Below are 26,289 nucleotides of genomic sequence, written 5' to 3'. Positions count from 1 at the left end.
ATTGCTTTAATTGATAATATTCTACTGAAAACTATAGAAAGGGAGAAGGAATAAGCTGTGTTTAAAAGATTAAATTATGATTTAGAAAGAGTTTTAAATGAAGATCCAGCAGCTAAAAGTAAAATAGAAGTATTAGTATTATATCCATGTATCCATGCATTAATATCTTATAGAATAGCACATTTTCTTTATATGAAAAAAAGATTTTTCATGGCTAGGTTAATTTCACAATTATCTAGATTTTTCACTGGTATAGAAATTCATCCAGGAGCTAAAATAGGAAAAGGATTATTTATAGATCATGGAATGGGTGTAGTAATTGGTGAAACTACTGAGATCGGAGATAATGTAACTCTTTATCATGGAGTAACTCTAGGCGGAACAGGTAAAGATAAAGGAAAAAGGCATCCAACCATTGAAGATGATGTATTAATAGGAACAGGAGCTAAGGTACTTGGACCTATTATTGTAGGAAAGGGAGCTAAAATAGGAGCTAATGCGGTTGTAGTAAAAAATGTTCCAGCAAAGGCAACTGCAGTTGGAAGTCCGGCAAAAAACATTGTGAGAGCTCAGGCAACTGCAACTATAATAGAAATAAGTGATATAAAAGGACGTAAAAAGAAAATATTTAATGAAATGGTCATATAAGATGAGAGTATTCAAGGTATAAGGAAGTATTACTAATATTAAATGATAGATATTCAGTGGAGAAAAAAGAGATTTACAAAAAAATAACAATGAAAGCTTTTAATTATAAAAAAGTTAGGGATCTTTAAGTAATAGCTTAAAGATCCTTAATATTTTTATGAAAGAAATTATAGATAAACAAATCAAAAACTTGATTTATTACTTATAATTTCTAGATTATACTTACTCATAGTTATAACTTATAACTTATAACTAATAATTGATTAATGGTTTTATCTGTTGCAAGTTATAAGTTTGGTTTATATGTTGGATATCTATAACAACCTAAGGATTTGCATACATATATGAAAGAATATATAATGTATAAGGAGATTAGACCAAGTATTAATTTTACGTATTGGTTAAATATGTAAAATGATATATAATATATAGAAAAGTATGTATATAAGAAAGGCTGGGGAAAAATGTTATCACCAATTACGATAAAGATTATAAGAATGTTACCAGAAGGGTTGATTATAAAAATAGCAAGGAAAATAGTTAACAACTATATAAGACAAAATGCTAATATAACAATTAATGGGCTAGAGAATATAGATAAAGTTAAAGGACCTAAAATATTCGTATGCAATCATTTAAGTAATTCAGATGGATTGGTTTTATCGAAAGTATTAAAAGAAAACGGTGATCCATATTTTGTAATGGGGAAAAAATTATCCAATAATCAAATAACTCAATTAGGAACTAAAATAGTAAAGAATATTCCGATTATGCCTAATACAGCTGATAAAGAAGCTATTACTAAAGTAGTTAAGACCTTAAAAGGTGGAAGTAATGTTTTGATATTTCCAGAGGGGACTAGAAGTAGAACCGGTGCTATGATTGAGGGAAAGAAAGGTGTCTTGATGTTTGCAAGAATGTCAAAGGCGGAAATAATTCCAATTGGCATGTCCGGAACAGATATATTATTGCCTATAAGTGAGCAAGGGGATATGGGATCAGAAAAATGGCAGCATGCGGACGTTACAATAAATATAGGGGAAAAAATTACATTTCCAAATAAAGAGAAAAATGAAGATAAGCATGAATATGATGAAAGATGTATGGACATTCTAATGAGAAGTATAGCAAATCTTTTACCTGAGAGATACAGAGGAATTTATAGATAAGGAGATTAGAAGGATTGAAAGCAAGGACAAAAAAAATTGTAGATATTCTGAAGGAAACATATCCAGATGCAAAATGTGAATTAAATTATGAGACACCACTTCAATTACTTATAGCTACAATATTGTCTGCTCAAACAACAGATAAAAAAGTAAATGAAGTGACCAAGGATTTATTTAGAGATTATCCAGATTTAGATGCATTCTTAACTTTAACAAATGAGGAGCTGGAACGAAGGATAAAGCAGATAGGACTATACAGAAATAAATCTAAAAACTTAATTCTTATGTTCAATCAGCTTAAGGAAAAGTTTAATGGAGAAGTTCCAAGAACTATGGAAGAAATAACTTCTTTAGCAGGAGCAGGCAGAAAGACTGCCAACGTTGTTTTATCAAATGCTTTTAATGTACCATCTATAGCTGTGGATACCCATGTGTTTAGGGTATCTAATAGATTAGATCTTGCATGTTCAGAAAATGTTTTAGAAGTTGAAAAGCAATTACAAGGCGAATTACCCAAAAAGGAATGGACATTAATGCATCATTTATTAATTTTTCATGGAAGAAGATGTTGCATTGCAAGAAATCCTAAATGCGGAGAATGTCCTTTAAATCATTTATGTAAATATAAAGGTAAAGAAAAGAAAAATGAACCACGGTCAAAGTAATTTGCAGACTTAGTGGTTCTTTTAATATTGTAGTAAATTTATTAAAATATACATAGTAAAAGAATTAAAACTAATTATGAAGTTAAATCAATAAATATTTGGAGGAAAATATGAAAATTGGAGTTATAATGGGTGGTATATCATCAGAAAGAGAAATATCCTTAAAAAGTGGAAATTCTATAATTGAGAATATAGATAAGAAAAAATATGAAGTGATCCCAATTGTAATAGATAAAAAAGAAGATATAATTAGTAAGACTAAAGGAATAGATTTTGCGCTTCTAGCATTGCATGGTCAATTCGGCGAAGATGGAACCGTTCAAGCAGTACTTCAAACTGTAGGAATACCATACTCTGGCTGTGGACCTTTAAGCAGCGCTATGTGTATGGATAAGGATGTAAGCAAGTCCATTTTAATGGCTGCTGGAATTAGAACTGCACCTTGGATAAATTTAAGAAAAAATGATGCCATAGATTTTAATGAAATAAGAGAATTAGGATATCCTGTAGTAGTTAAACCAACTCATGGAGGCTCAAGTGTAGCAACTTTTATCGTAAAGGAAGAAAAAGAAATTAAAGACTGTGTTGAAGAGGCCTTTAACTGGGACAGTGAAGTTATGATAGAAAAGTTTATAAAAGGAGATGAAATAACTTGTCCTGTATATGGAGATAAGATGCTGCCAGTAATTGCAATAAAGCCAAACGCGGAATTCTTTGATTTCACATCAAAGTATCAAGATGGTGGAGCAGAAGAAGTAGTAGTAGAGTTAGAAGAAGAGTTGCATAAAGAAGTAGAAAAAATGGCATTAGCAACTTATAAGGCATTAAAATGTGAAGTATATGCTAGAGTTGATATGATAGTTACTGAGCAAGGAATACCGTATATTCTAGAAGTAAATACACTTCCAGGTATGACTAAGAATAGTTTGATTCCTAAAAGCGCAGCAGCAATAGATATTGATTTTTCGAAATTAATAGATATGATAATAGAAGATTCTATGAAGATAAGCAGATAAACAAATTTTTGTCTAGAATTATGTAATAACTAACCGAAATAACATACATTTTTATTCCACAGGACGTATAAAATTTTCGCTGGAAAGTTCTAAATGGGAGCTTGCATCCATTTCTGCATGTTCCTGAAACAAGTTCAGGACAAGCAATAAATGGAACAAACTCCCATTAAGAACCTTCAGCAGCTTAATTTTAAATGCCTGTTGCACAAAAATGTATGTTATTTCTGGTGAAAGTGCACAAATAAAATCTAGCAAACATGTAAATATGTTTATATTATAAGCCAACTATATACATTTAAGTCTAGTTAGTATTGTTTGTTATTTATAAAGATTAAGGATTATTTTTCTTCTTGCAATCTTTGCAGACACCTTTCATAATCAAATCATGATTTGTTAAAGTGAAACCTGTTTCATTCTCAACCATTTCCTCTATTTGAAGCATAGGACATGGAATTTCAACTTCTTTATGACAAATATCACATTCCAAATAGTGTCTATGAGTCTTTCCTTTGAGTTTATATGAAAATACTCCATCATTAAGGGTTATTTTTTCGATAATTTCTTTTTCTTCAAATAATTCTAATGTTCTATAAACTGTACTTAAATTAATATTTATATTGTTATTTCTATAAAGTTGATATATTTTTTCAGCAGATAAACTCTTTTCAGAACTTTTCAATATGTTCAGGATTTCTATCCTTCCTTTAGTGATCTTAATTCCTTTTTCTTTTAGAATTTCTTTTGATTCCATTTTTATATCCCCTAACAGCTAAATATTAATTATATTATATCACATATAAAATAGGTATATAAAAAAATGTCAACTTAAATGTGGAAAATTTTTAGGCACTTGTATCTTAGAAAATTATCATTTTAAATCCGAAAAATATAAGCACTATACCGGCAAAGAAATTTGCATATTTTGTTACAAATTTTATCTTTTTTACGTATCTGCAGATAAAAAAACCTAAGGTGCAAATGCACAATGTAATTAATCCGATTAAAATTGAATTAATAAAAAGTAATAAGTTTCCTGTGATTAAACGGAAAGCAGTAAATCCAATTACCAAGGCATCTATACTAACGGATATTCCAAGTAAAATGCATGTGCTGTTTTTTATTAAAATTTCATTTTCCTTCTCTTTAAAACCATCAATTAGGATTAGAATTCCGATAACTCCTATGATTATTCCACCTGCAATTGATGGAATATTAGTAATATAAGTATCAAACAAATATCCTAATGTTCCTCCTAGATATGTAAATAAAAATTGAAAAAATGCAAAAGATAATAAAAACTTTAGTTTATGTTTTCTGTTAACTATCGGATTTATCCCAATGCTTAAGGTTATACCAAAAGCATCCATAGCCAATGCAATCCCTATTATTATTACACCATATAAATTCATTTTATCTTCCCCTTAAAATACTATTTACTCTATAATAATTAAAATCATTTTAATATATGCGAAAAAAATAAAAAAAGTCTTTATTTAATCTCTTTTTTATTGTATATTAATAAATAGTGTATTACTATGAAACAAATAGTATATCATATTTGCTGATTTTAGCATCACAAATAAGGAGGAAATTTCATGTCAAATTGTATAATAGCCCAATCAGGAGGACCAACAGCAGTAATAAATTCAAGTGTAGCAGGGCTGTTGAATGCTAATAAAAAGTTTGGGAATTTTGAAAAAGTATATGGTGGACTGAATGGTATTGAGGGTATATTAAATAAAAATATAATTGATTTGTCGTCAGTATCTGATGAAGAAATAAATAATTTTAGATTTACACCATCTTCTGGACTAGGATCTTGTAGGTATAAATTAAAAGACTTAGAGTCATGCAGTTCAGAATATGAGAAATTAATAGAGATTCTTAAAGAATATAATATAACAGCATTTTTTTATGTTGGTGGAAATGATTCTATGGATACTATTGCTAAACTTTCAAAGTATTCAAAATTAAATAACCTTGGAATAACATTCATTGGTATTCCTAAAACAATTGATAATGATTTAATGTTTATTGATCATACTCCTGGTTTTGGTAGTGCGGCAAAATTTATTGGAACTACTGCGATTGAAACATATTTAGATGCATCTGTATATATTAATAATGGAATATTCATTTTAGAAACCATGGGAAGAGACACAGGATGGCTTGCAGCATCAGCTTGCATTGCAAAAGTAGATGGAAAGCCGGTAGCAGATTTTATTTATCTGCCTGAAGCTGCTTTTGATAAAATTAAGTTTATATCTGATGTTAAAAAGAGATTCGATGAGCAAAATAAAGTTTACATAATAGTATCAGAAGGAATAAGAGATGAAAGTGGTAAATTCGTGTCTGAATTTGAATGTGTATCTCAGGATAATTTTGGACACGCTCAATTGGGTGGTGTTTCAGAATATTTAAGAAAGCTAATCCTTGATGCTGGCATCACAACAAGAGTAAAGGCGCTTGAACTAGGAATTCTTCAACGTTGTGCTATGCACTGTGCTTCTGATACTGACTTAACAGAAGCGTATAATGTTGGAGAAATGGCACTTAAGTACGCAGCTCAGGGTGAAAGTGGAAAAATGGTCACTATTACTAGAGAAAGTAATAAGCCTTACAAGGTTACATATTCATTAGTTGATGCTGATAAAATTGCAAATAACGTAAAGTATTTTCCAGTAGAATGGATTAATAAAGAAGGTAATTTTGTAACAGAAGAAGCAAATACATATTTTGAACCTCTTATAAAGGATCTTCCTAGTTTGAATTATGAAGGTAATCTTCCAAAATATAAGGTGTTTAACCAATAAAAAGGTTGCAATAGAATAGTTACAAATGACAAGAGACAAGTTAAGGATGAAGCTCAAGCTATAAGCTTTTCTTTCTTAACTTGTCATTTGTGATTTTTAATATAATGATATTTAGTGATTTCTATTTGAGTTTCCCGAGGCTGATATCTTCTAATACATTTAAGAATACATCTACTTCTTCAATAGAATTATATAGTGCGAAGCTTACTCTTACCATTCCAAGCATTTTTTTATTAGGATTCTCAAGAAATTCTTTAGCTTCAGCTTCACTTACATTCATAAGTCTTCTACAGTAAGGATGGGCACAGAACCATCCATGGCGCACAGAAATACCTTTTTGTTTAGCTAATATATCTGCAACATCATGATGATACATGTTTTCTAAATTGAAGGTTATAATTCCAAGTCTGTCGCTTATATTTATGGTGTCTCCGTACGTTGTTACTTTGGGTATTGTATTTAGGCCTTGTATAGTATGAGTTAAGAGAAGGTGCTCATGTTTTTCGATATAATCAAATCCAATAGTATTTATAGTCTTCAGTGAATTGATTAAGCCCATTACTCCCAGAAAGTTTGGTGTTCCAGCCTCATTTTTTTCAGGTGGAAGAAGAAATTTAACATCATTATCAAGTACTAATTCAACTGTTCCCCCGCCTGAATAATCTGGATCAACATCTATAAAATCTTCTTTCAATCCTATTATTACCCCTACTCCAAATGGAGCATAAATTTTGTGAGCTGAAAACACTAAAAAGTCAATTTGCTCATCATCACCATCATTAATATTAACTCTTGTGTGAGGTATAAGTTGCGCGCCATCCACAATTAGTTTAGCACCATATTTATGAACTAATTTTGCTATAAAATGAATATTGTTAACATAACCTGTTACATTAGAAGCTCCGGTAAGAGAGACGTATTTAACTCTACCGTTATTTGCCCTAAGTTTATCTTCTAAATCTTCAATTTTAAGCCTGCCATATTGATCAACTTCTATATAATCTACTTTACCTCGTTTTCTCCAAGGCAAATCATTTGAATGGTGTTCCATTCTTGAAGTTAAAATTATTTCATTTGGATCTTTTATTAAGGTATTTGCTAATTTATTTATCCCTTCAGTTGTATTACTAACATAAATAACTACATATTTATCTTTATTTTTTATATTGAAAAAATTCATTAAGAAGTCTTTGGAGTCTTTGTATAAATCAGTAGTAATTTCTGCTTTCTGGCCTGTTCCGCGACCTATGGAAGCATAGGTATTACTTAAATTTTCTATATATTCAATACTTGACTTAATGGGTGGAGTTGTAGCTGCATTATCAAAATTTATTCCTCTTATATAATGTCCATTTGCAGCACAAACTTTTTCATTTAATCCAATAAATAAGTCTTTTAGTTTTTTTGTATCCTTTACCTTCATATGCATCTCCTCCAATATATAGTATTCCTATGACATATTTATTGTTCACTTATTAGAAAAGTAAAATTCATATCTTTTCTATGAAATTTAGTACTATATATATATTTATGATGCATATTATTAATAGTAATCATATTAATAGGAGGTAATATTAATGAAACCTGATGAGAAATATATGGCAGAGTCTCGAGCAAATTTAGATGATAATGATATTAAATTTGTTCCACCAGAATTTATGGATAGAAATCTGTATGAGAAAGTTTCTTTGAATTTTGATGATGATAGTAATTTGGATTTATTTCCTTCTGAAACAGGACTTCCAGAATTATGCTATCATTCTGATGATTCCAGTGATTATTCTATGAATAGATATATTAACGTAGCCAACAATACAATACCTACTACATTTGATATTTTAAGAAACCTTGATCTTGATTTAGATGAAACAGAAGATTTAGAAAGGTCTAGTTCTAATAGTGATATAAGCAAAATCTATTCAAAAATTGAGAAAAAACATCCAGGGATATTTGCTACTCTTTATTCATATAGAATTCCACGTCCAATAGTAAGAGTGATTATTAAAAGATTGATAAAATCAACATTAATGTATTCTAATAAAGATGATAAATGTTAAGGAACATAAAAATAAATAACAAGTCCAAAGATGACATGAATAATTTTCAGAAGGTAAGGAGGTAAACTGCCATTATAGAAAGCCTATTATGGCTTTTTACCATAAGTTATTAAACTTCTATCATTGCTAGGATTTTTTTAAATAAAAGCGGTTTTATACTTTCAATATCCACGGGTTCCTTTAGTATAATAGTTGTAAAACATACACTTCCAACCAATTCAAAAATCATGAACAAGGTCATTTCAGCATCCTCTTTATTCATTCCTTCATTAGTAAGGTTATTAATAAAAAGATCTAGCACTTTCTTTACCTCATTATAAGCTTCTGGTTTCATTATAGCCTTTCTGTATAATCCCCAGGAAATATTTTTATTTATTAGCCTTAATAAAGATTCATTATTTTTCAAATAATTTATTATATGTTCTATAAAAAATAATGTTCTTTCTCTATAGTCTTCACTTCCTAAAGCGTTTGTTTTAGCTAAAGCTTCTTTTATTATTTCATTGCTTTTTTGAAGAATCAGTTTATTTAAAATATCATGTTTGTCATTAAAATATAAATAAAAGGTTCCTTTTGCAACCCCAGCATTTTTAGCAATATCATCAATAGAGGTTTTTTCAAAGCCTTTTTTAAAAAATAGATTATATGCGGCTAAAAGTAATTCTTTTTCCTTTAATTGTTTTTTTCTTTCGGTAAAGCTACTACTACCATTGTTTACAGTCATATTTTGCCTCCAAGTAATGTTTCTATAATAGATATTCAACTTTAAATTTAGAATTATGTGATTTTTAGTATATATACACACAAAAGCTTAAATAGAATATAGGTTGTTGAATAATTAATATTTACAAATAATTGCTTAAGAAAATATTCCTTATTTCTCCGTTATCGTAGTTACTCCCACCAATGCTTTATTTCTGCAATGCTAACATCCCATACCTTTGCATTTCCGGTAACTATAATTTTAACATCTTTTATTTCCGAGTCAAAAAACGTCTCTAATTTCATCATATGGCTATCTTTGTCTTGATCAGTGAACTGAGCAAACTCTTCCCCATTAATCATAATCGTAACGGAACCCTTATATTCTTCTCCGTCGGGAATACCATAATTGGCATAGAGCCATAGATTTTTCTTGCCTAAATTAAATAAATACTCCTTACTTATTCCATCCGCACCGCTATACAAATTAAATTTTGGCTGTACTGTCTCGCCTTCCACCGTAAAAGTTGGAAAACTATTAGTTATTGGCATGGTTGTACTCGCTTCATTTAATGCTTGAACAGGTCCTATTCTTTCATTCACATGTACACCATAATCGATTGTTTCAGAAACAATCATAACTCCAATGATAAGCATAAGAATAGATACTGCTGAAGCAACAAGTTTTTTTAAGGTAATCTCAGAAGAAAATCCTACTCTATATCCTACAAATCCCATGATTGCACCTAATGTATTAGATATAATATCCATAGTGTCAAATGTACCCATAAAGGTAACGGATTGTAATACCTCTAAAAAAGAAATCACTAATATGAACAATGCTATAAACTTTCTAAAACGTATACGATACAATAATGGAATTACTATTCCAAAAGGGATAAAAGCAGCAATGTTTCCAAAATCGTATAACCATGACATCGTTAGTTCCGGAAACCTTAGTGGAATTCCTTCAGGCATAAGCATAAATGTATACTGATTATAATTGATTCTTTGGTCTAGTCTGCTAAACCCCAAGAACATGAAATACAATACTAAAATTGTATATAATATCGTTCCTATAAGAATAAATCTATGTAATTTGGCCTTCATAACCTCGGAATTATCCATCAACACTTCATTACCATTTGGAATCTCTTCTTGTTCATTTTTCATTCTTAGCATCTCCTGTCATCTTCAAAAAATCACATCGTAATCAATAGTAACTTAATTTATCTCAAAATAAAATTTAATGCTCTTTTAATGGATTCATGCATCACTATATTGGCAACTCGTTAATCAGAACATTATTTTATGAATAACATTTTCAGTATCTTTTCCATCCTATGGCTTAGCATATACTCAAGAAATAATTGGTTCCCTTTTCTGAAAAACTTTTTAGGAATACAATTTCTAATTACTTTACAAGTATTGTCCAATAATAGAAAAAACTCAGCTAATTCTGTTTTAAAATACTCATATATTTTTTACAAATTCTGTTTATTCAATAATCTAAAGATAGATAATTATTCTATATATAAGTCAAGTTTATAAGTGTTTATCTCTATTATTATAGAATAAGTTAAAAAATAATCCAAACTTTAAATTGGTGATGAAGTTAATTTAGGAATTTCTAAAAAATATTTATGATTTCGGTAAGTTACCACATAACTCTAGCACCAAAGTTGTTTGTTATCTATAAAGGTCTAAATTGCTATAAGAAATATAAAATAGTATAATTAGTAAAGAAAATCTAACGGAGCGATAATGTTTTTGATTTTCAGCTAAGCTACTGGAGGATGAAAAATGATTGTTTTAAGTTGTAAAAATATAAGTAAAAGTTATGGAATAGATACCATATTAAAGGATGTAACCTTTTCTATTAATGAAGGGGATAAAGTTGGAATAATAGGCTCAAATGGTGAGGGAAAAACCACTTTATTTAAAATACTTTCAAAAGAATTATCCCAAGATGATGGCGAGGTTTTTGTAGATAAAAATAAGTCACTAGGATATCTTGCGCAACATTTAGCATTGGATTCAAATAATACAATTTATGATGAAATGTTACTTGTTTTTGAAGATCTTCAAAGATTAGAAAAAAAGATCGAAGATCTAGAATTAAAAATGAACGAACCATATGATGAAAAAAATGCATCTTATCATGAAAAAATTATTAAGGACTATGGAGTAGCACAAGATCTTTATGAAAATAGAGGAGGATATACTTATAAAGGTGAGATATCTCGTGTAATAAAAGGTCTTGGATTTAATGAAGGAGACTTTGGAAAGTCAATTTCAAACTTAAGTGGAGGACAAAAGACTAGGGTTGCTCTTTGTAAACTGCTACTTTTAAATCCAGACATATTATTGCTTGATGAGCCTACAAATCATCTGGATTTAGAGGCAATAGAATGGCTCGAAGAATACTTAAAAACCTATAAAGGGACTGTAATAGTAATTTCACATGATAGATTTTTCCTAGACTCAGTCACAACAGCAACCTTCCAAGTTATAAATGGCCATGTGAATTGCTATAGTGCACCATATACTAAAGCATTAGAGCTCATGAAAAAAGATTATGATTCTAAACTAAAGGCGTATAATCTGCAGCAGTCAGAAATCAAGAGGCAGGAAGCAATAATAGAAAAGTTTAGATCATTTAATAGAGAGAAAAGTATAAAAGCTGCTGAAAGCAGGGAAAAAGCACTTGATAAAATGGAACTTATAGATGCTCCAGATAAGGAAAAGTCAGCATCAAAAATTAAATTTGAGGCATCTGTTAAGAGCGGGTATGATGTACTTCATATTGAAAATTTAGCTAAAAGCTTTGGTGATAAAAAATTATTCTCAGATTTATCATTTGATTTAAAAAGAGGAGAGAAGATTGCATTAATTGGTGAAAATGGACGTGGAAAAACTACTCTCTTTAAGATTATAATGGATAAAATTGAGAGTGATTCTGGAATTAAAGTACTAGGTGCAAATGTGAATGTTGGATATTATGATCAGGAACAGTCAAACCTTAATATTAATAATACTGTATTAAGTGAAGTGTGGGATGATTTTCCGGAATTTACAACAAGTGAAATTAGAGGCTTTTTAGGATCATTCCTTTTTAGAGGTGATGATGTCTTCAAAGAAATAAGTAAGCTCAGCGGTGGAGAAAGATGCAGAATAAATCTCTTAAAACTAATGCTATCTAAATCTAATCTGCTTCTTTTAGATGAGCCGACAAATCATCTAGACATTCCATCAAGGGAAGCTTTAGAAGAAGCAATCTTAAGTTATGATGGTACATTAATTGTAATTTCACATGACAGATATTTTTTGAATAAGGTGATTCATAGAATATTAGAATTAGAAGAGAATGGAGTTAATGAATATCTAGGAAATTATAGTTATTATACTGAAAAAAAGAAAAATCCGCAAAGGTTTGAAGCTTATGAGAGTCTGGCTTCAGGAAAAACAAAAACTCAATTAAACGAAGAAAAGAAAAAGAAAAAGGCTTTAGAGAAAGAAGCAAAGGCTAAACAAAATGAAATTATGGCAATAGAAGCAAATATAACTGCCAATGAAGAAGCTCTAGAAAAGCTACAAGAGGAGCTTTGTAAGGAAGAAATTTACTCTGATCCAGTTGAAAGTGAAAGAGTCAATAAAGAAATTAAAGTTTTTCAAGAAACCATTGAAAGTCTTTATGAAAAATGGGAGGAACTTTCACAAGAATAATATATATATAACAATAAAGAATATCTTACGAGGTATTCTTTATTGTTATATGAAAATATATTTTAGAAAATATTAAGAACTATTGATAATTTTCTTAAGGTCTTTAAGTTAAAATAAAATTAGAATATGATTTAAATATAGAATTTTAAAATAGGAGATGAAGCTTTTGGAAAAGGGAACTATTTTAATAGTTGATGATGAGAAGGAAATTAGAGATTTAGTTGATATATATCTTAAAAGTGATGGATACAACACTATAAAAGCATGCGATGGAATTGAGGCTATTAATTTACTTCGGGAGAATGACATAGATCTAATAATATTAGATGTTATGATGCCAAATTTAAATGGAATAGAAGCTTGCTTGAAAATTAGAGAGATGAAAGAAATGCCTATAATAATGTTATCTGCAAAAAGTGAAGATATTGACAAGATATTAGGACTTAATATGGGCGCCGATGATTACTTAACAAAACCATTTAATCCACTAGAGCTTGTTGCAAGAGTAAAATCGCAGCTTAGGAGATTTTATAAATTTGGTAATAAGGTAATGTCAGCAGAGAATGATGAAAATGTAATACAAATAGATGAACTTATTATAAACTTGGAAACTCATGAGGTATCTTTAGGAGATAACATGATAAAACTCACACCTACTGAATTTGATATTTTATCATTGCTTGCGAAAAGCCGTGGAAAAGTGTTTTCAATAGAAAATATTTATGAAAGCGTTTGGAACCAGGAATTTATGACATCAGATAATACTGTTATGGTTCATATAAGAAAGATAAGAGAAAAGATAGAGGAAGACCCTAGGAACCCTAGATTTATAAAAACTGTTTGGGGGGTAGGCTATAAGATTGAAAAGTAGTAAATCTGAAAGAAGCATAAATATGCACAATAAACGTAATTCAAAATTAATAAAGCGAATTGAGAAAATATTAAGCGTTGTAAAAGAGCGAATTGAAAAAAATATTAGATTTGAACTTATGGCAGTAATAGGAGTATGTTTTTTTATAGCATTTATTTTTTATAGTTTTACAAACAATATGCTATCAAAACAATACACAGAGCCTAAGATAACATATGATTATGATTCTATAGAAAGAAATGCTAATAATTTAGCTAAGCAATTAGAAGCAGAAAAAAGCCCAATTTCAGGAGATAAAATTAATGACATTTTAAACAATGTGGATAGTGGAGATAAAAGTTATATAACTGATTTAGATGGAAAAATATTATACAAAACTAAAAATGTAGTTGAAGAAAATATAGATATATACAGCGCTTTACAAGGTGCAATGACGAATGTAAATTATGAAAAGAACGAGGAGGTGCGAGAAAAAACGTACATAATGCCGCTAAAGATTGATGGTGAAAGAAGGTATTTAATATATTCTAAAATTCCAGAAGCCACTATAACGTACACCACATTTAATACATCAAATTCATCTTTAGCATTAATTTTAGCAGTTATTGTATTTGTAGTATCTTTTGTTATTATAACAAATAAGAAAATGAAATATTTAGATGAAATTGCAATTGGCCTTAAAATAATAGCAAGCGGAAATTTAAATTATAGAATAGAAGAAAAAGGTACAGATGAGATTAAAAATATAGCATATAATATAAATCTTATGGCCAAGGAAATTGGAGAAAAAATTAATGCTGAACGGGATGCAGAAAAAACCAAAGCTGATTTAATAACTAATGTTTCTCATGATTTACGAACACCATTAACTTCTGTAATGGGATATATGGGACTTGTAATTCAAGGAAGATATAAAGATGATGATGAGATGAAAGAGTATTTAAATATAGCTTTTAGTAAGGCAGAAAGATTAAAATTATTAATAGAAGATTTATTTGATTATACTAAATTAAACAATAATGGAGTTACCTTAACAAAGACTAAAGTTAATCTGGCAGAGTTTTTATCACAATTAATTGAGGAACTAACACCATTAGTTGAGGAAAATAATTTGACTATATATAAGAAATTTGAATCAGATAGGATATTTGTCTTAATAGATACAATGAAAATGCTCAGGGTGTTTGAGAATTTAATTACTAATGCTATAAAATATTCGTATAAGCCTGGAGAAATATTTGTTGGTCTATATGAACATGATAATACTGCAATTGTTGTATTTAGAAATAAAGGAGATCATCTTACTAAGGAAAAAACGGATAAGTTATTTGATAGATTTTATAGATTGGATGAATCAAGAAATAGTAATACAGGTGGATCAGGTCTTGGACTTGCAATTTCTAAGAATATAGTAGAATTACATGAAGGAAAGATATGGGCTCAATCAATAGGAGATAATATAAGTTTTTATGTGCAATTAAACCTATAATTAATTATTAATTATAGGTACTTTTTTTTAGTAAAATTAATATTTATATTAATGAAGTATTTTATATTTTGGAGGAAATATGCAAGATAAAAATCCTAATAGTCGTTTTGGGATAGACATAAATGAATATACTACAACTGTCCAATTTGATGTTTTAGCAAGCAGAATAGATTTTTTATATCTTAGAGCTTCAGGATCAGCAACTGGAAGATTTAGAGCTGATAGAAAATTTGTTGACTATGCAAAAAATAGTAGAAATTATGGAATTCCAGTTGGTGCATATCATTTTTCACTACCATCTTATGACTTAACAGATGCAGATAGGCAATGTGATGACTTTATAAATACATTGCAGCAGGGATTTGGAAATAAAGATTATGGAGATTTATTTCCTGTAATAGATGTTGAGGCACCATTAGATAAGTCAATAAGTACAAAAACGTTAATTGATTGGATTGACAGATTTAGAAAAAGATTTGAAAAAAATACTAGAAGAAGACTTATGATTTATACAGGAACAAACTTTATAGAGCTTTATAATAATTTTAATGTTCCTGGCCGTGGCTATCCTTTAAAGAATATGCCACTGTGGATTGCAATGTATACAAGTATTCCTATTAATCCTAAATTTCCACCTAATGTTGGAGGATGGACTAGGTGGAGAATATGGCAATACAGCGAAAGTCAAACTGTTCAAGGAGTTGGAAATCCTGTAGATGCAAATTGGGGTCCTAACAGTGTAGATTTATTAACTCAGCCTCGAGTTGTTACAGGACTACAAGCAAGATTTCAAGGTGGAAACATAAATGTTTCGTGGAATAGAAATAGTGATGTAGATTTACTAGGCTATAATCTCTTTGTAAATAGAGAGTGGGTAGGAACTGTTGATGAAAATGCTACAAGCTATGTAATACCTGGGAATAAAATAAATGTGCAAAAAAATGCGCCTGTTGAAGTAGCAATTGAAGCATTTGATTATGATGGAGAAACATCAAAAACAAGAGCGAAGGTAAATTTATAAAATAAGATTCATATCATATTTCAAGCTTATATATATGTAATTAGTATATATAAAGATGGAGTATGATATAAGGCAATATTAATTACAAATTAATATTAATGTAAATTATGATCAATAACGTACTTAATCACTATGATAAATAGTATGTGAGAGCGATTTCCTGGAAAGGAGAATAATGAGTGGGAAAAATTAAAAATAGGAGAACAAAATATTCCCAAATAGCAGCTAATGCATTAATAAAAATAGCTATGGTAATTATAGCATTTATAGTAGTCGGAGCTGCTACATCAGCTGTATATTCCATATCAATAAAAAATACGGTTAGAGCTTGGGAGAATAAAATATATCCAGGAATAACTGTACAAGGAGTAGATATTGGCGGCATGACAAAAGAGGAGGCAAAGAATAAACTTGTTGAAACTTTTGAAACTGTTATACCAAATAAAAAAGTATTCATAGCAATAGGGGACAAGCAATATGAACTTATTTATTCAGATATTTCGCCTAAATATAACATAGATGAAACTATTGAACAAGCTTATAGGGCTGGGAAAGTTGGAGGGACTTTAAAAAAATTTATAACTATAAAAGGTAATAATAATACAAAAAATAAAATTCCTTTAAATTTTTCTTATGACGAAGAAAAACTTAAGGCATATGAAAAGAAGATACAAAGCGATACGGCTCAAGCAGCTAAGGATGCGACTCTAAGTATTAATGGCAGCAGTATAACAGTTAATCCAGAACAAGACGGAGTAACTGTAAATTTGGAAGCATTGGATAAAAAATTAAGAGGAAGTATTGATGGTGAAATTAATCCAGAGACTAATATTACTGTTGAGGTAGAAAAAACAAAGCCAAGGGTAACTAAAGAAGATTTAGCTAAGATAAAAGGCTTAATGGGAACTTTCTCAACAAGTTATGCTACATCCCCCCTAGGAAGATGCAAAAATATAGAGATAGCAACCGCTACATTAAATGGAACCGTAGTTATGCCTGGAGAAGTTTTTAGTTTTAATGGAACTGTAGGGCAAAGAACAACTGAAAGAGGGTATCAAGAGGCAGGAACATTTGTAGGAAATAAAATTGAACCAGGAATTGGTGGAGGAATATGCCAAGTATCAACAACTCTTTATAGGGCAGTAATGAAAGCTAATTTGAGATCTGTTGAAAGAACAAATCACTCAATGGCAGTAGGCTATACAGAGCCAGGACTTGATGCAACAGTTGCTTATGGGTATTTAGATTATAAGTTCAAGAACACGTATGATTTTCCAATTTATATTCAAGGAATTACTAGAGGTAAGGCTTTAACTTATAATGTGTACGGAGATCCAAGCGCGTTAAATGGAAAGACATATGAAATGGTAAGTGAAGTTCTTGAAACTATACCTCCACAAACTAAAGTTGTACCTGACAGTAGTTTACCAGAAGGTAAAGAAGTAAATGAAGGAGGTGGAATGACTGGTTATAGAACAAAATCATATCAGGTTACTTATGAGAATGGAGTTGAAATAAATAGAGAACTCATATCTACAGATACTTATGCAAGTGTCGATGTAATTGTAAAAAGAGGAATGAAATCAGATGTTAGTGTAGGAACGGCAGTAGTAACCTCTCCATCGGAATAGTAGTATATTTAATTTGATATTTATATAAATTATAGACATATGTTTTTTGTATGAATTTAGTATATTTAAAGACGTATGTCTATAACTTTGTAAAAAGTTAGATACTGAATAAAAAGGATTAACTTAAGTTTTAGAAAGCGGTTAATTTATTATATATTGTCAATTAATTTTATCGTGGTGAATATATTGATAATAGAATTCTATTCACCATAATAAAATTAATTTTTGATAATGTTCTATAAAGTATATGAGTTTAATTGGCCTTCCATAATTATGCAGGGAATACTTTTGACTTGTTATGAACCATATAGTATAATTTTGAAATAGAAAGAATAGACTAATTCTTTGCACTTGAATAGGAGAAGGTGGAATTTTGAATTTAAATATAGTGTTATATCAACCAGAAATACCTCAAAACACAGGAAATATTGCTAGAACTTGCGTTCTTACAGGTAGTAAGCTTCATTTAATAAAGCCATTAGGATTTGACATAAATGAAAAGCAAGTTAAGAGAGCAGGATTAGATTATTGGAAAGATCTAGATTTAGAAATTCATGAGAGCTATGAGGATTTCATGAATAAATATGGAGACAAAAAAATATATTTATCAACTACTCATGGAGAAACTCACTTTGATGAAATTTCCTTTAAAGAAGGAGATTTTATAATGTTTGGAAGAGAAACTAGCGGAGTACCGCAAGAGGTACATGAGAAGCATATTGGTTTTAGAATTCCAATGATAAAATCAAGTACTAGAAGTTTAAATTTATCTAATACAGTGGCTATTGTAGCTTATGAAGCATTAAGACAAATAGGATTTCCTAATATGAAATAAGTGAAGAGGAATGAAGATATATGGAAAAGATAAAAATCATAACAGATAGCACTGCTGATTTATCCAAGGATATATACGAAAAGTATGAGATAGAGGTTTTACCATTATTAATAAACTTTGGCGAAAATAGCTATCAAGATGGAGTTGAAATAAATACTAATGAAGTATTTGAAAAAATAGAAAGAGACAATGTGCTTCCAACAACAGCACAAGTTACCCCTAATAGGTTCATTGAGATATATGAGAAATATTTAGGGGAAGGGTATAAAATTATATCAATTCATATGTCTTCTGTAATGAGTGGAACGTATCAATCAGCATGTATTGCAAAAGAAACACTAGAAAGTGATAATATAGTTGTAATTGATTCTCAAAATGTTACAGCAGCATTAGGAATATTAGTCTTAAAAGCAGCTAAACTTAGAGAAAAGGGATATAATATTGCACAGCTAGAAGAAGAATTAAATGTAATTAAAAATAATATAAAGCTTTCAGTTTACTTTGAATCTTTAGAATACCTTGTAAGAGGCGGTAGAATTTCTAAAACTGCTGGTATAGTTGGAGGAATGCTTGGAATAAAGCTTATACTCGAAATAAAAGATGGTATTATGTCAGTAAAAGATAAGATCAGGGGAAATAAGAAAGCAATTAAAAAGATTATAAATGATCTTGAAAGTGCGGAGTTAGATGATGAGGTACCAGTTATATTAATTGATGTAAATAATCTTGAAGTTAAAGAAGCTCTTAAAGAATATATGGAAAACAATAATGTGAAATTTATTGAATGTCCAGTTGGATCGGTTGTATGTGTTCATTCTGGTCCTGGATGTTGCGGAATAGTATTTTTAACTAAATAAAGAAACACATGCCTTTATTTTTTATTGCATTGGTTTTAATAAGGTTTAAACAATTTATTTAAGACCAATGTTAATATATAGTATATGAGGCATGTTTTTATTTTTATTAAAAATAATTTTTATTAGCAATCAGGCGTTTTAGGCATTGTATGTATATAGAACGGTTTGAACTATGCTTGCAATCTCAGGATAATGCAGAGTATACTATAGAAAAAGAGATAGAATTAATAACTAAAGCAAAAAGATAGTTTTTATGAATACGTTTAATTAGCGCATACATAATTTTTTGTAAGGAGGAAATTTATGAATATAGAGTATGGCATGAAGATGACCCAGGAACAACGATTGATATTAACGCAAAATATGCAGCAATCTATAAAATTACTGCAAATGTCTCTTCATGATTTAAGGGAATATATAGATATTGAATATTCGGAAAATCCAGTCTTAGAAATAAATGAAGAAACAGCTCCATATGATGATGTGCAAAATGCTGAAAAAATGAGCATAGAAGATAGTTACGATCATAAAAAAATAGTTGAAGAATTGTATTCAGATAATTATAAGGATAAATCAGAAATAAATTATTCAAACGAAGAAATTTCACCGTTAAATTTCATAGAGAAAAAGATGTCCTTAAAAGAATATCTTCAGGAACAATTAGTTGAGGCTGACATAGATCAGTACATGTTAAATATATGTAAGTACATTGTTGAATCATTAGATAATAAAGGATACTTAGAAATATCAGTAGAAGAACTCGGACAAGAGCTGAATATATCAGAGGAAATTATAGAAAGAGCTTTAAAAATAGTTCAATCTTTGGAACCCTATGGAATAGGAGCTAGAAATATCAAGGAATGCCTGCTCATTCAGAGTTTAAGATTAAATATTTTGGATAATATAATGGAGAAAATGATTCTAAACCATCTTGAAAATGTTGCTGAAAATAAGTATGAAGCAGTTGGAAGAGCTCTTAATATATCACCAAGAGAGGCCCAAAGATATGGAGACTTGATTAAGAAATTAGAGCCTAAGCCATCAAGGGGATTTTATACTGGAGAAGAAGTGAATTATATAATTCCAGATGCTGAAATTAAAAATATAAATGATGAGTTTTTTATAATAATGAATGAAAGCGCTTTACCAAAGCTTATGATAAATAGAACGTATAAAGATGTATTGCAAAATAATAAGGATTCAGAGATAAATACTTACGTTAAGGACAAAATTAATAAGGCAATATTTTTAATAAAATCAATAGAGCAAAGGAAAGGTACATTATATAAAGTACTGGAATGCCTGATTGATAGGCAGAAAGATTTCTTTAAATTTGGCAGACAGCAGATAAAACCTTTGACGTTAAAAGAGGTTTCTGAGAAAATTAACCTTCATGAATCGACTGTAAGCAGAGCAATTAAAGATAAATATATATTAACAAGCTATGGGACAATAAAAATAAAAGATCTATTTGCAACAGGTTTATCATCAAATAATGATGATATGGCAACAGTAAAAGTAAAAAATGAAATAAAAAGAATAATAGATGAAGAGAATAGTAGCAAGCCGCTTTCAGATCAGATAATAAGTTCTATGTTAGCAGATAAAGATATGAAGATTTCGAGAAGAACAGTTGCAAAATATAGAGAAGAGTTAGGTATTAAATCTTCATCTATGAGAAAAAGATTATAATAAATAGTTTGGAAATTTAGATAATTAACTCTTACTTGTCAAGTTTTAATGAGCAATGCAAAAAGATGTTTTTAGTATTAAGTCATAAATAAAAATTTATGATTCATATAGGAATTACTAAAGGATTAGAACTTGACAATTAAGAGAGTATATTGGTAATTTCAACTTCTTATAAAGCTAGGTTTAAAATTTATAAGTATTATTTTTTATATATATTAGATAAATATGGAATCATTGTGGAAAACTATAAAAAAGTTTGCTAATAATTAATTATGTTAGTGTATTTTTGTTTTTTTTGAAATATTATAAAAAATTTTAAATAAGGACTTTAAAATTTTTGAAAGGTGTTTTATAATAATATATGTGGGACATAAAGAAATGATATGGGACACGTAGTGACCAAAGGGGTGTTTGAGTTGCAGGAAATATTAGAGTTACAAAAAAAGATAGTTCCTGAGCTTGTAAATACATTAGAGAAAAGGTATAACGTACTCAGAACAATCTGTCATAATGAACCTATAGGAAGAAGAGTTCTTGCTGATATGTTAAATGTCGGTGAAAGGACTGTTAGGACAGAGATAGGTTTTTTAAAGGATCAAGGATTAATTGAGATAAATACTTCTGGAATGACAGTTACAAGTGAAGGTGTAGAAATTATACATAAATTGAATGATTTTATTCATGAGATAAAGGGTCTTTCAGAAGTTGAGAAGAAGATAGAATCTTTTCTTAATTTAAAGAAGGTTATCATAGTCCCAGGAGATGTGGAAGAAAATCCTTTAGTATTAAAGGATTTAGGCAAGGCTTGTGCAAATTACGTTAAAGATGTTTTAGAAAATAATTCTATTATTGCTTTAACTGGAGGAAGTACATTAAAAGAAGTTGTAGAAGCATTTCCGAAAATAACAAATTTGTCCAAGATACAAGTGGTACCAGCAAGAGGTGGCATGGGAAAGAAAGTTGAAACCCAAGCTAATACTTTAGCAGCTACTCTAGCTAAAAAGTTAAATGGTACTTATAAAATGCTTCATATCTCAGAAAATTTAAGCTTAGATATAATTGGTACTTTGCTTAAAGAGGAGGCAGTCAAGGTAGTTATAGATACCATACATAAAGCAGATGTGCTTATTTATGGTATAGGTAATGCTGTACAAATGGCTAGAAAAAGAGGAGTTCCGCAGCAGGAAATAGACAATTTAATAAATAAAGGCGCTGTGGGAGAAGCATTTGGATGTTATTTTAACAAGGACTCAGAAATAATCTCAGAAACTACCGCAATTGGAATAAAAATTAATGAAGCAAGAAAAATTAGAACACATATTGCAGTAGCTGGTGGGAAAAATAAAGTGGAGTCCATCATGGCAACTGAATATAACGATATCGATGGTGTGTTAGTAACAGATGAGGCGGCAGCCAATGGGATATTAAATGCATTTGAAGGTTAGATTCAGTTATTAAATTAGTTTGTAAAATTTATTTTTATAAAAAAAAAGAAAAGCATTATTAGGAGGTAATTGTAATGGTAAACGTAGCAATTAATGGTTTTGGAAGAATAGGAAGATTAGCTTTAAGACTAATGATTAACAACCCTGAATTTAATGTGGTTGCAATCAATGACTTAACAGATGCTAAAATGTTAGCTCATTTATTCAAATATGATTCAGCTCAAGGAAGATTCGATGGAGAAATCGAAGTTAAAGAAGGAGCTTTCGTAGTAAACGGAAAGGAAATCAAAGTAGTTGCTGATTCTAACCCAGCAAACTTACCTTGGGGAGAATTAAACGTAGATATCGTTCTTGAATGTACTGGATTCTTCGCATCAAAAGATAAGGCTTCAGCTCATATCACAGCAGGTGCTAAGAAAGTTGTTATTTCAGCTCCAGCAGGAAATGATCTACCAACAGTAGTTTACAATGTAAACCACGATATCTTAAAGGCATCAGACACAGTTATTTCAGGTGCTTCATGTACTACTAACTGTTTAGCTCCAATGGCTAAAGCATTAAATGATAACTTTGGATTAACTAAAGGTTTCATGACTACAATCCACTCATACACTAACGATCAAAATACTTTAGATGCTCCACACAAAAAAGGTGATTTAAGAAGAGCTAGAGCTGCTGCAGCTTCTATCATTCCTAACTCAACTGGTGCTGCTAAAGCAATCGGATTAGTTATTCCTGACTTAAAAGGAAAATTAGATGGTGGTGCTCAAAGAGTTCCAACAATCACTGGTTCATTAACTGAATTAGTTTGTACTTTAAATAAGAAAGTAACTGTAGAAGAAGTTAATGCTGTTATGAAAGCTGCTGCTACTGAATCTTATGGATACACTGAAGATGAAATAGTTTCTGCTGACGTTATCGGAATCAGCTACGGTTCATTATTTGATGCAACTCAAACTAAGATTATGGAAGTTAATGGAGAACAATTAGTTAAAGTATCTTCTTGGTACGATAACGAAATGTCATACACTAACCAATTAATCAGAACTTTAGGATACTTCGCTAACTTAAAGTAATTTAAACTATATTTTAAACATAACGCGCAAATTTATGTTATAAAATAAGGCATATGAAGAAAATAACGAGTCAAAGATGCTTTGTATATTTTTGCATCAGACAAGGAAGCATATTTGGCTCATAGCCGGCTACTAGCCTAATATGCTGACACAGTATGATACGAAATATGCTAGCATACTGACTTGTTATTTTTTAAATATGCCGGAATAAGTCTGGTTTTGTAGTATAAGGCTATAAAGCCAGACTCTTTTAAAATACTCATAAAATATTTTTTTAGAGGTGAAAGTCATGAATTTTAATAAGAAGACAATTGAAGATATTGATGTTAACGGAAAGAAAGTATTAGTAAGATGCGATTTTAATGTGCCATTAAAAGATGGTGTTATAACTGATGAAAATAGATTAGTTGGAGCTCTTCCAACAATCAAATATTTAGTTGCTCACAATGCAAAGATTATACTTTGCTCACATTTAGGAAAAGATGCTTCAAAATCATTAGCACCAGTTGCTGCTAGATTAACTGAAATGTTAGGAAAAGAAGTTGTTTTTGCTAGAGATGAAGAAGTTGTTGGTGAAAATGCTAAAAAAGCAGTTGCAGCAATGAAAGATGGAGACATAGTATTATTAGAAAACACTAGATGCAGAAAAGAAGAAACTAAGAATATTGAAACATTCTCTAAAGAATTAGCTTCATTAGCTGACGTATTTGTTAATGATGCATTCGGAACTGCTCATAGGGCTCACTGCTCAACAGTTGGTGTGACTGATTACTTAGATACTGCTGTATGTGGATACTTAATCCAAAAAGAATTAAAATTCTTAGGGGATGCCGTTGAAAGTCCAGTAAGACCTTTTGTTGCTATCTTAGGTGGAGCAAAAGTTTCTGATAAGATTGCTGTTATAAACAATCTTTTAGATAAAGTTAACACAATCATAATCGGTGGTGGAATGGCTTACACATTCTTAAAAGCTCAAGGATATGAAATTGGAACTTCACTAGTAGAAGAAGATAGACTTGAATATGCTAAGGAAATGGTTGCTAAAGCAGCAGAAAAAGGCGTTAAATTCTTATTACCAGTAGATCACAGAGTAGCTGCAGAATTCAAAGATGTTGAAGCTACAGTTACAGAAGATCAAAACATTCCAACTGGAAACATGGGATTAGATATCGGACCAAAGACAGAAGCTTTATATGCTGATGCTATTAAAGATGCTAAGACTGTAATTTGGAATGGACCTATGGGTGTATTCGAATTTGAAAACTATAATAAAGGAACAATTGCAGTAGCTAAGGCTATGGCAGATGCAGATGCTACTACTATAATAGGTGGTGGAGATTCAGCTGCAGCAGTTAATACATTAGGATTTGGAGACAAGATGACTCATATCTCTACAGGTGGTGGAGCATCATTAGAATTCTTAGAAGGTAAAGTATTACCAGGAATAGCTGCATTAAATGACTAATTTTAATTAAAGTTAAACTTAAGAAGAGTTAATTACTTTTCTTAAGTTTAATCTGTTAATATCATAAGATTTCTAAATATTATAAAGTGTAATAGAAGTTTTGATGAAAACGTTGGAATGTATATTACAAATAAATAATGAATTATGAGGTGTATATAATGAGAAAAGCAATTATAGCAGGTAACTGGAAAATGAACAAGACTGTTGAAGAAGCAGTTAAAATGGTAGAAGAATTAAAACCATTAGTAAAGGATGCTTCATGCGATGTAGTTATATGTCCTACATTTGTATGTTTAGATGCTGTAAAAAAAGCAGTAGCTGGATCAAACATAAAAGTTGCTGCACAAAATATGCATTTTGAAGAAAGTGGAGCATTTACAGGTGAGGTTTCTCCTAAGATGTTAGAAACTTTAGGAATAGACTATGTTGTTTTAGGACACAGTGAAAGAAGAGAATACTTTAATGAAACTGATGAAGCATTAAATAAGAAAGTTAAAAAAGCTTTTGAACATGGCATTACTCCAATTCTTTGTTGTGGAGAATCTTTAGAGCAAAGAGAAAACGGAACAACAAATAAAGTTATTGAAGCTCAAATTAAAGCTGATATAGCTGGATTAACTAATGATCAAGTAGAAAAACTTGTTATTGCTTATGAACCAATCTGGGCAATTGGAACAGGAAAAACTGCGACAGATGAACAAGCAAATGAAACAATTAAAGCAATAAGAGCTATGGTTGCTGAAATGTATGGATCAGAAGTAGCTGAAAAGACAAGAATTCAATATGGTGGATCAGTTAAACCAAATACAATAAAAGCTCAAATGGAAATGTCTGATATAGATGGTGCATTAGTTGGTGGAGCTAGTTTAGTTCCAGCTGATTTTGCTGCTATAGTTAATTATTAATATACAGATAATAAGAAAACCATGAACAGGGTAAAAAGTGTTCATGGTTTTATTTTTATATAAAATATTTAATTTTATATAAGAATAATGATAAATAATTAACTTGATTGAATGAAAATAAAAACATAATATTTTTATATATAGATAATTTATTAAGTAAAGTAATATTTGTAAATTTAGCTTACACTTTGAATATAAATGTTTAG

The 26,289-nt window shown here is 29.9% G+C and carries 23 protein-coding genes; 18 read left to right on the top strand and 5 right to left on the bottom strand.

What is annotated here, in order from left to right; translation table 11 throughout:
• The first annotated feature begins 57 nt into the window (after positions 1 to 57).
• From epsC to CDLVIII_RS26180, 4 genes are all read left to right on the top strand, one after another.
• Positions 58 to 648 (top strand): serine O-acetyltransferase EpsC, encoded by a 591-nt coding sequence (gene epsC, locus CDLVIII_RS26195; RefSeq protein WP_009172514.1) that lies wholly within the window; start codon positions 58 to 60, stop codon positions 646 to 648.
• 464 nt (positions 649 to 1,112) lie between these two features.
• Positions 1,113 to 1,817, top strand: coding sequence for a lysophospholipid acyltransferase family protein (locus CDLVIII_RS26190; protein WP_009172513.1), 705 nt, complete (start codon positions 1,113 to 1,115; stop codon positions 1,815 to 1,817).
• 14 nt (positions 1,818 to 1,831) lie between these two features.
• A complete protein-coding gene (gene nth, locus CDLVIII_RS26185) occupies positions 1,832 to 2,482 on the top strand; it encodes an endonuclease III (RefSeq protein WP_009172512.1) in 651 nt (216 codons plus the stop codon).
• Positions 2,483 to 2,592: 110 nt separating this feature from the next.
• Positions 2,593 to 3,498 carry a D-alanine--D-alanine ligase gene (locus CDLVIII_RS26180; RefSeq protein ID WP_009172511.1) on the top strand — a complete coding sequence of 302 codons (906 nt, stop codon included), beginning with the start codon at positions 2,593 to 2,595 and terminating at the stop codon, positions 3,496 to 3,498.
• Between the two features lie 331 nt (positions 3,499 to 3,829).
• Here the strand turns inward: CDLVIII_RS26180 and CDLVIII_RS26175 are convergent, their stop codons facing one another.
• Both CDLVIII_RS26175 and CDLVIII_RS26170 read right to left on the bottom strand, forming a co-directional pair.
• Complete coding sequence (locus tag CDLVIII_RS26175; protein WP_009172510.1) at positions 3,830 to 4,249, bottom strand: Fur family transcriptional regulator; 420 nt, start codon at positions 4,247 to 4,249, stop codon at positions 3,830 to 3,832.
• A gap of 106 nt (positions 4,250 to 4,355) precedes the next feature.
• Positions 4,356 to 4,907, bottom strand: coding sequence for a manganese efflux pump (locus CDLVIII_RS26170; RefSeq protein ID WP_009172509.1), 552 nt, complete (start codon positions 4,905 to 4,907; stop codon positions 4,356 to 4,358).
• A 186-nt stretch (positions 4,908 to 5,093) separates the two neighbouring features.
• On the opposite strand from CDLVIII_RS26170, the gene CDLVIII_RS26165 reads away from it, so the two are divergent.
• On the top strand, positions 5,094 to 6,311 hold the full coding sequence (locus CDLVIII_RS26165) for a 6-phosphofructokinase (protein WP_009172508.1): 1,218 nt from the start codon (positions 5,094 to 5,096) through the stop codon (positions 6,309 to 6,311).
• A gap of 121 nt (positions 6,312 to 6,432) precedes the next feature.
• Here the strand turns inward: CDLVIII_RS26165 and CDLVIII_RS26160 are convergent, their stop codons facing one another.
• Positions 6,433 to 7,734: an aminotransferase class V-fold PLP-dependent enzyme gene (locus tag CDLVIII_RS26160; protein ID WP_009172507.1), complete on the bottom strand. Its 1,302-nt coding sequence runs from the start codon at positions 7,732 to 7,734 to the stop codon at positions 6,433 to 6,435.
• Between the two features lie 154 nt (positions 7,735 to 7,888).
• Between CDLVIII_RS26160 and CDLVIII_RS26155 the strand changes: the two genes are divergently transcribed.
• Positions 7,889 to 8,368 (top strand): hypothetical protein, encoded by a 480-nt coding sequence (locus tag CDLVIII_RS26155; protein WP_009172506.1) that lies wholly within the window; start codon positions 7,889 to 7,891, stop codon positions 8,366 to 8,368.
• A gap of 109 nt (positions 8,369 to 8,477) precedes the next feature.
• On the opposite strand, the gene CDLVIII_RS26150 is transcribed toward CDLVIII_RS26155, so the two are convergent.
• Positions 8,478 to 9,092: a TetR/AcrR family transcriptional regulator gene (locus tag CDLVIII_RS26150; RefSeq protein WP_009172505.1), complete on the bottom strand. Its 615-nt coding sequence runs from the start codon at positions 9,090 to 9,092 to the stop codon at positions 8,478 to 8,480.
• Between the two features lie 170 nt (positions 9,093 to 9,262).
• A complete protein-coding gene (locus CDLVIII_RS26145; protein WP_009172504.1) occupies positions 9,263 to 10,243 on the bottom strand; it encodes a VanZ family protein in 981 nt (326 codons plus the stop codon).
• Between the two features lie 630 nt (positions 10,244 to 10,873).
• Here CDLVIII_RS26145 and abc-f point away from each other — a divergent pair.
• The 12 genes from abc-f (at position 10,874) to tpiA (ending at position 26,083) form a co-directional block, all read left to right on the top strand.
• Entirely contained in the window at positions 10,874 to 12,796 is a 1,923-nt protein-coding gene (gene abc-f / locus CDLVIII_RS26140; protein WP_009172503.1) for a ribosomal protection-like ABC-F family protein, read from the top strand.
• A gap of 157 nt (positions 12,797 to 12,953) precedes the next feature.
• The gene (locus tag CDLVIII_RS26135; RefSeq protein WP_186005528.1) at positions 12,954 to 13,667 is read left to right on the top strand and encodes a response regulator transcription factor; all 714 of its coding nucleotides are present in this window, start codon (positions 12,954 to 12,956) and stop codon (positions 13,665 to 13,667) included.
• A 22-nt stretch (positions 13,668 to 13,689) separates the two neighbouring features.
• A complete protein-coding gene (locus tag CDLVIII_RS26130) occupies positions 13,690 to 15,156 on the top strand; it encodes a HAMP domain-containing sensor histidine kinase (RefSeq protein WP_050816329.1) in 1,467 nt (488 codons plus the stop codon).
• 79 nt (positions 15,157 to 15,235) lie between these two features.
• Entirely contained in the window at positions 15,236 to 16,177 is a 942-nt protein-coding gene (locus CDLVIII_RS26125) for a glycoside hydrolase family 25 protein (protein WP_009172500.1), read from the top strand.
• A gap of 179 nt (positions 16,178 to 16,356) precedes the next feature.
• Positions 16,357 to 17,808 (top strand): VanW family protein, encoded by a 1,452-nt coding sequence (locus CDLVIII_RS26120; protein WP_009172499.1) that lies wholly within the window; start codon positions 16,357 to 16,359, stop codon positions 17,806 to 17,808.
• Positions 17,809 to 18,181: 373 nt separating this feature from the next.
• Positions 18,182 to 18,643, top strand: coding sequence for a tRNA (cytidine(34)-2'-O)-methyltransferase (locus tag CDLVIII_RS26115; protein ID WP_009172498.1), 462 nt, complete (start codon positions 18,182 to 18,184; stop codon positions 18,641 to 18,643).
• A 20-nt stretch (positions 18,644 to 18,663) separates the two neighbouring features.
• A complete protein-coding gene (locus CDLVIII_RS26110; protein WP_009172497.1) occupies positions 18,664 to 19,500 on the top strand; it encodes a DegV family protein in 837 nt (278 codons plus the stop codon).
• 303 nt (positions 19,501 to 19,803) lie between these two features.
• Positions 19,804 to 21,192, top strand: coding sequence for an RNA polymerase factor sigma-54 (gene rpoN / locus CDLVIII_RS26105; RefSeq protein WP_009172495.1), 1,389 nt, complete (start codon positions 19,804 to 19,806; stop codon positions 21,190 to 21,192).
• A 383-nt stretch (positions 21,193 to 21,575) separates the two neighbouring features.
• Complete coding sequence (locus CDLVIII_RS26100) at positions 21,576 to 22,637, top strand: sugar-binding domain-containing protein (protein ID WP_083825392.1); 1,062 nt, start codon at positions 21,576 to 21,578, stop codon at positions 22,635 to 22,637.
• Between the two features lie 74 nt (positions 22,638 to 22,711).
• Complete coding sequence (gap, locus tag CDLVIII_RS26095) at positions 22,712 to 23,713, top strand: type I glyceraldehyde-3-phosphate dehydrogenase (RefSeq protein ID WP_009172493.1); 1,002 nt, start codon at positions 22,712 to 22,714, stop codon at positions 23,711 to 23,713.
• A gap of 289 nt (positions 23,714 to 24,002) precedes the next feature.
• Positions 24,003 to 25,178, top strand: a complete 1,176-nt coding sequence (locus tag CDLVIII_RS26090) for a phosphoglycerate kinase (RefSeq protein ID WP_009172492.1) — start codon at positions 24,003 to 24,005, stop codon at positions 25,176 to 25,178.
• A 158-nt stretch (positions 25,179 to 25,336) separates the two neighbouring features.
• Entirely contained in the window at positions 25,337 to 26,083 is a 747-nt protein-coding gene (gene tpiA, locus CDLVIII_RS26085) for a triose-phosphate isomerase (protein ID WP_009172491.1), read from the top strand.
• Positions 26,084 to 26,289 lie beyond the last annotated feature (206 nt).

Source organism: Clostridium sp. DL-VIII (assembly GCF_000230835.1).
In the GTDB taxonomy this organism is placed as follows: domain Bacteria; phylum Bacillota; class Clostridia; order Clostridiales; family Clostridiaceae; genus Clostridium.
Note: the sequence above shows the minus strand (reverse complement) of the source record. Positions and strands in the feature narration are given on the sequence as shown.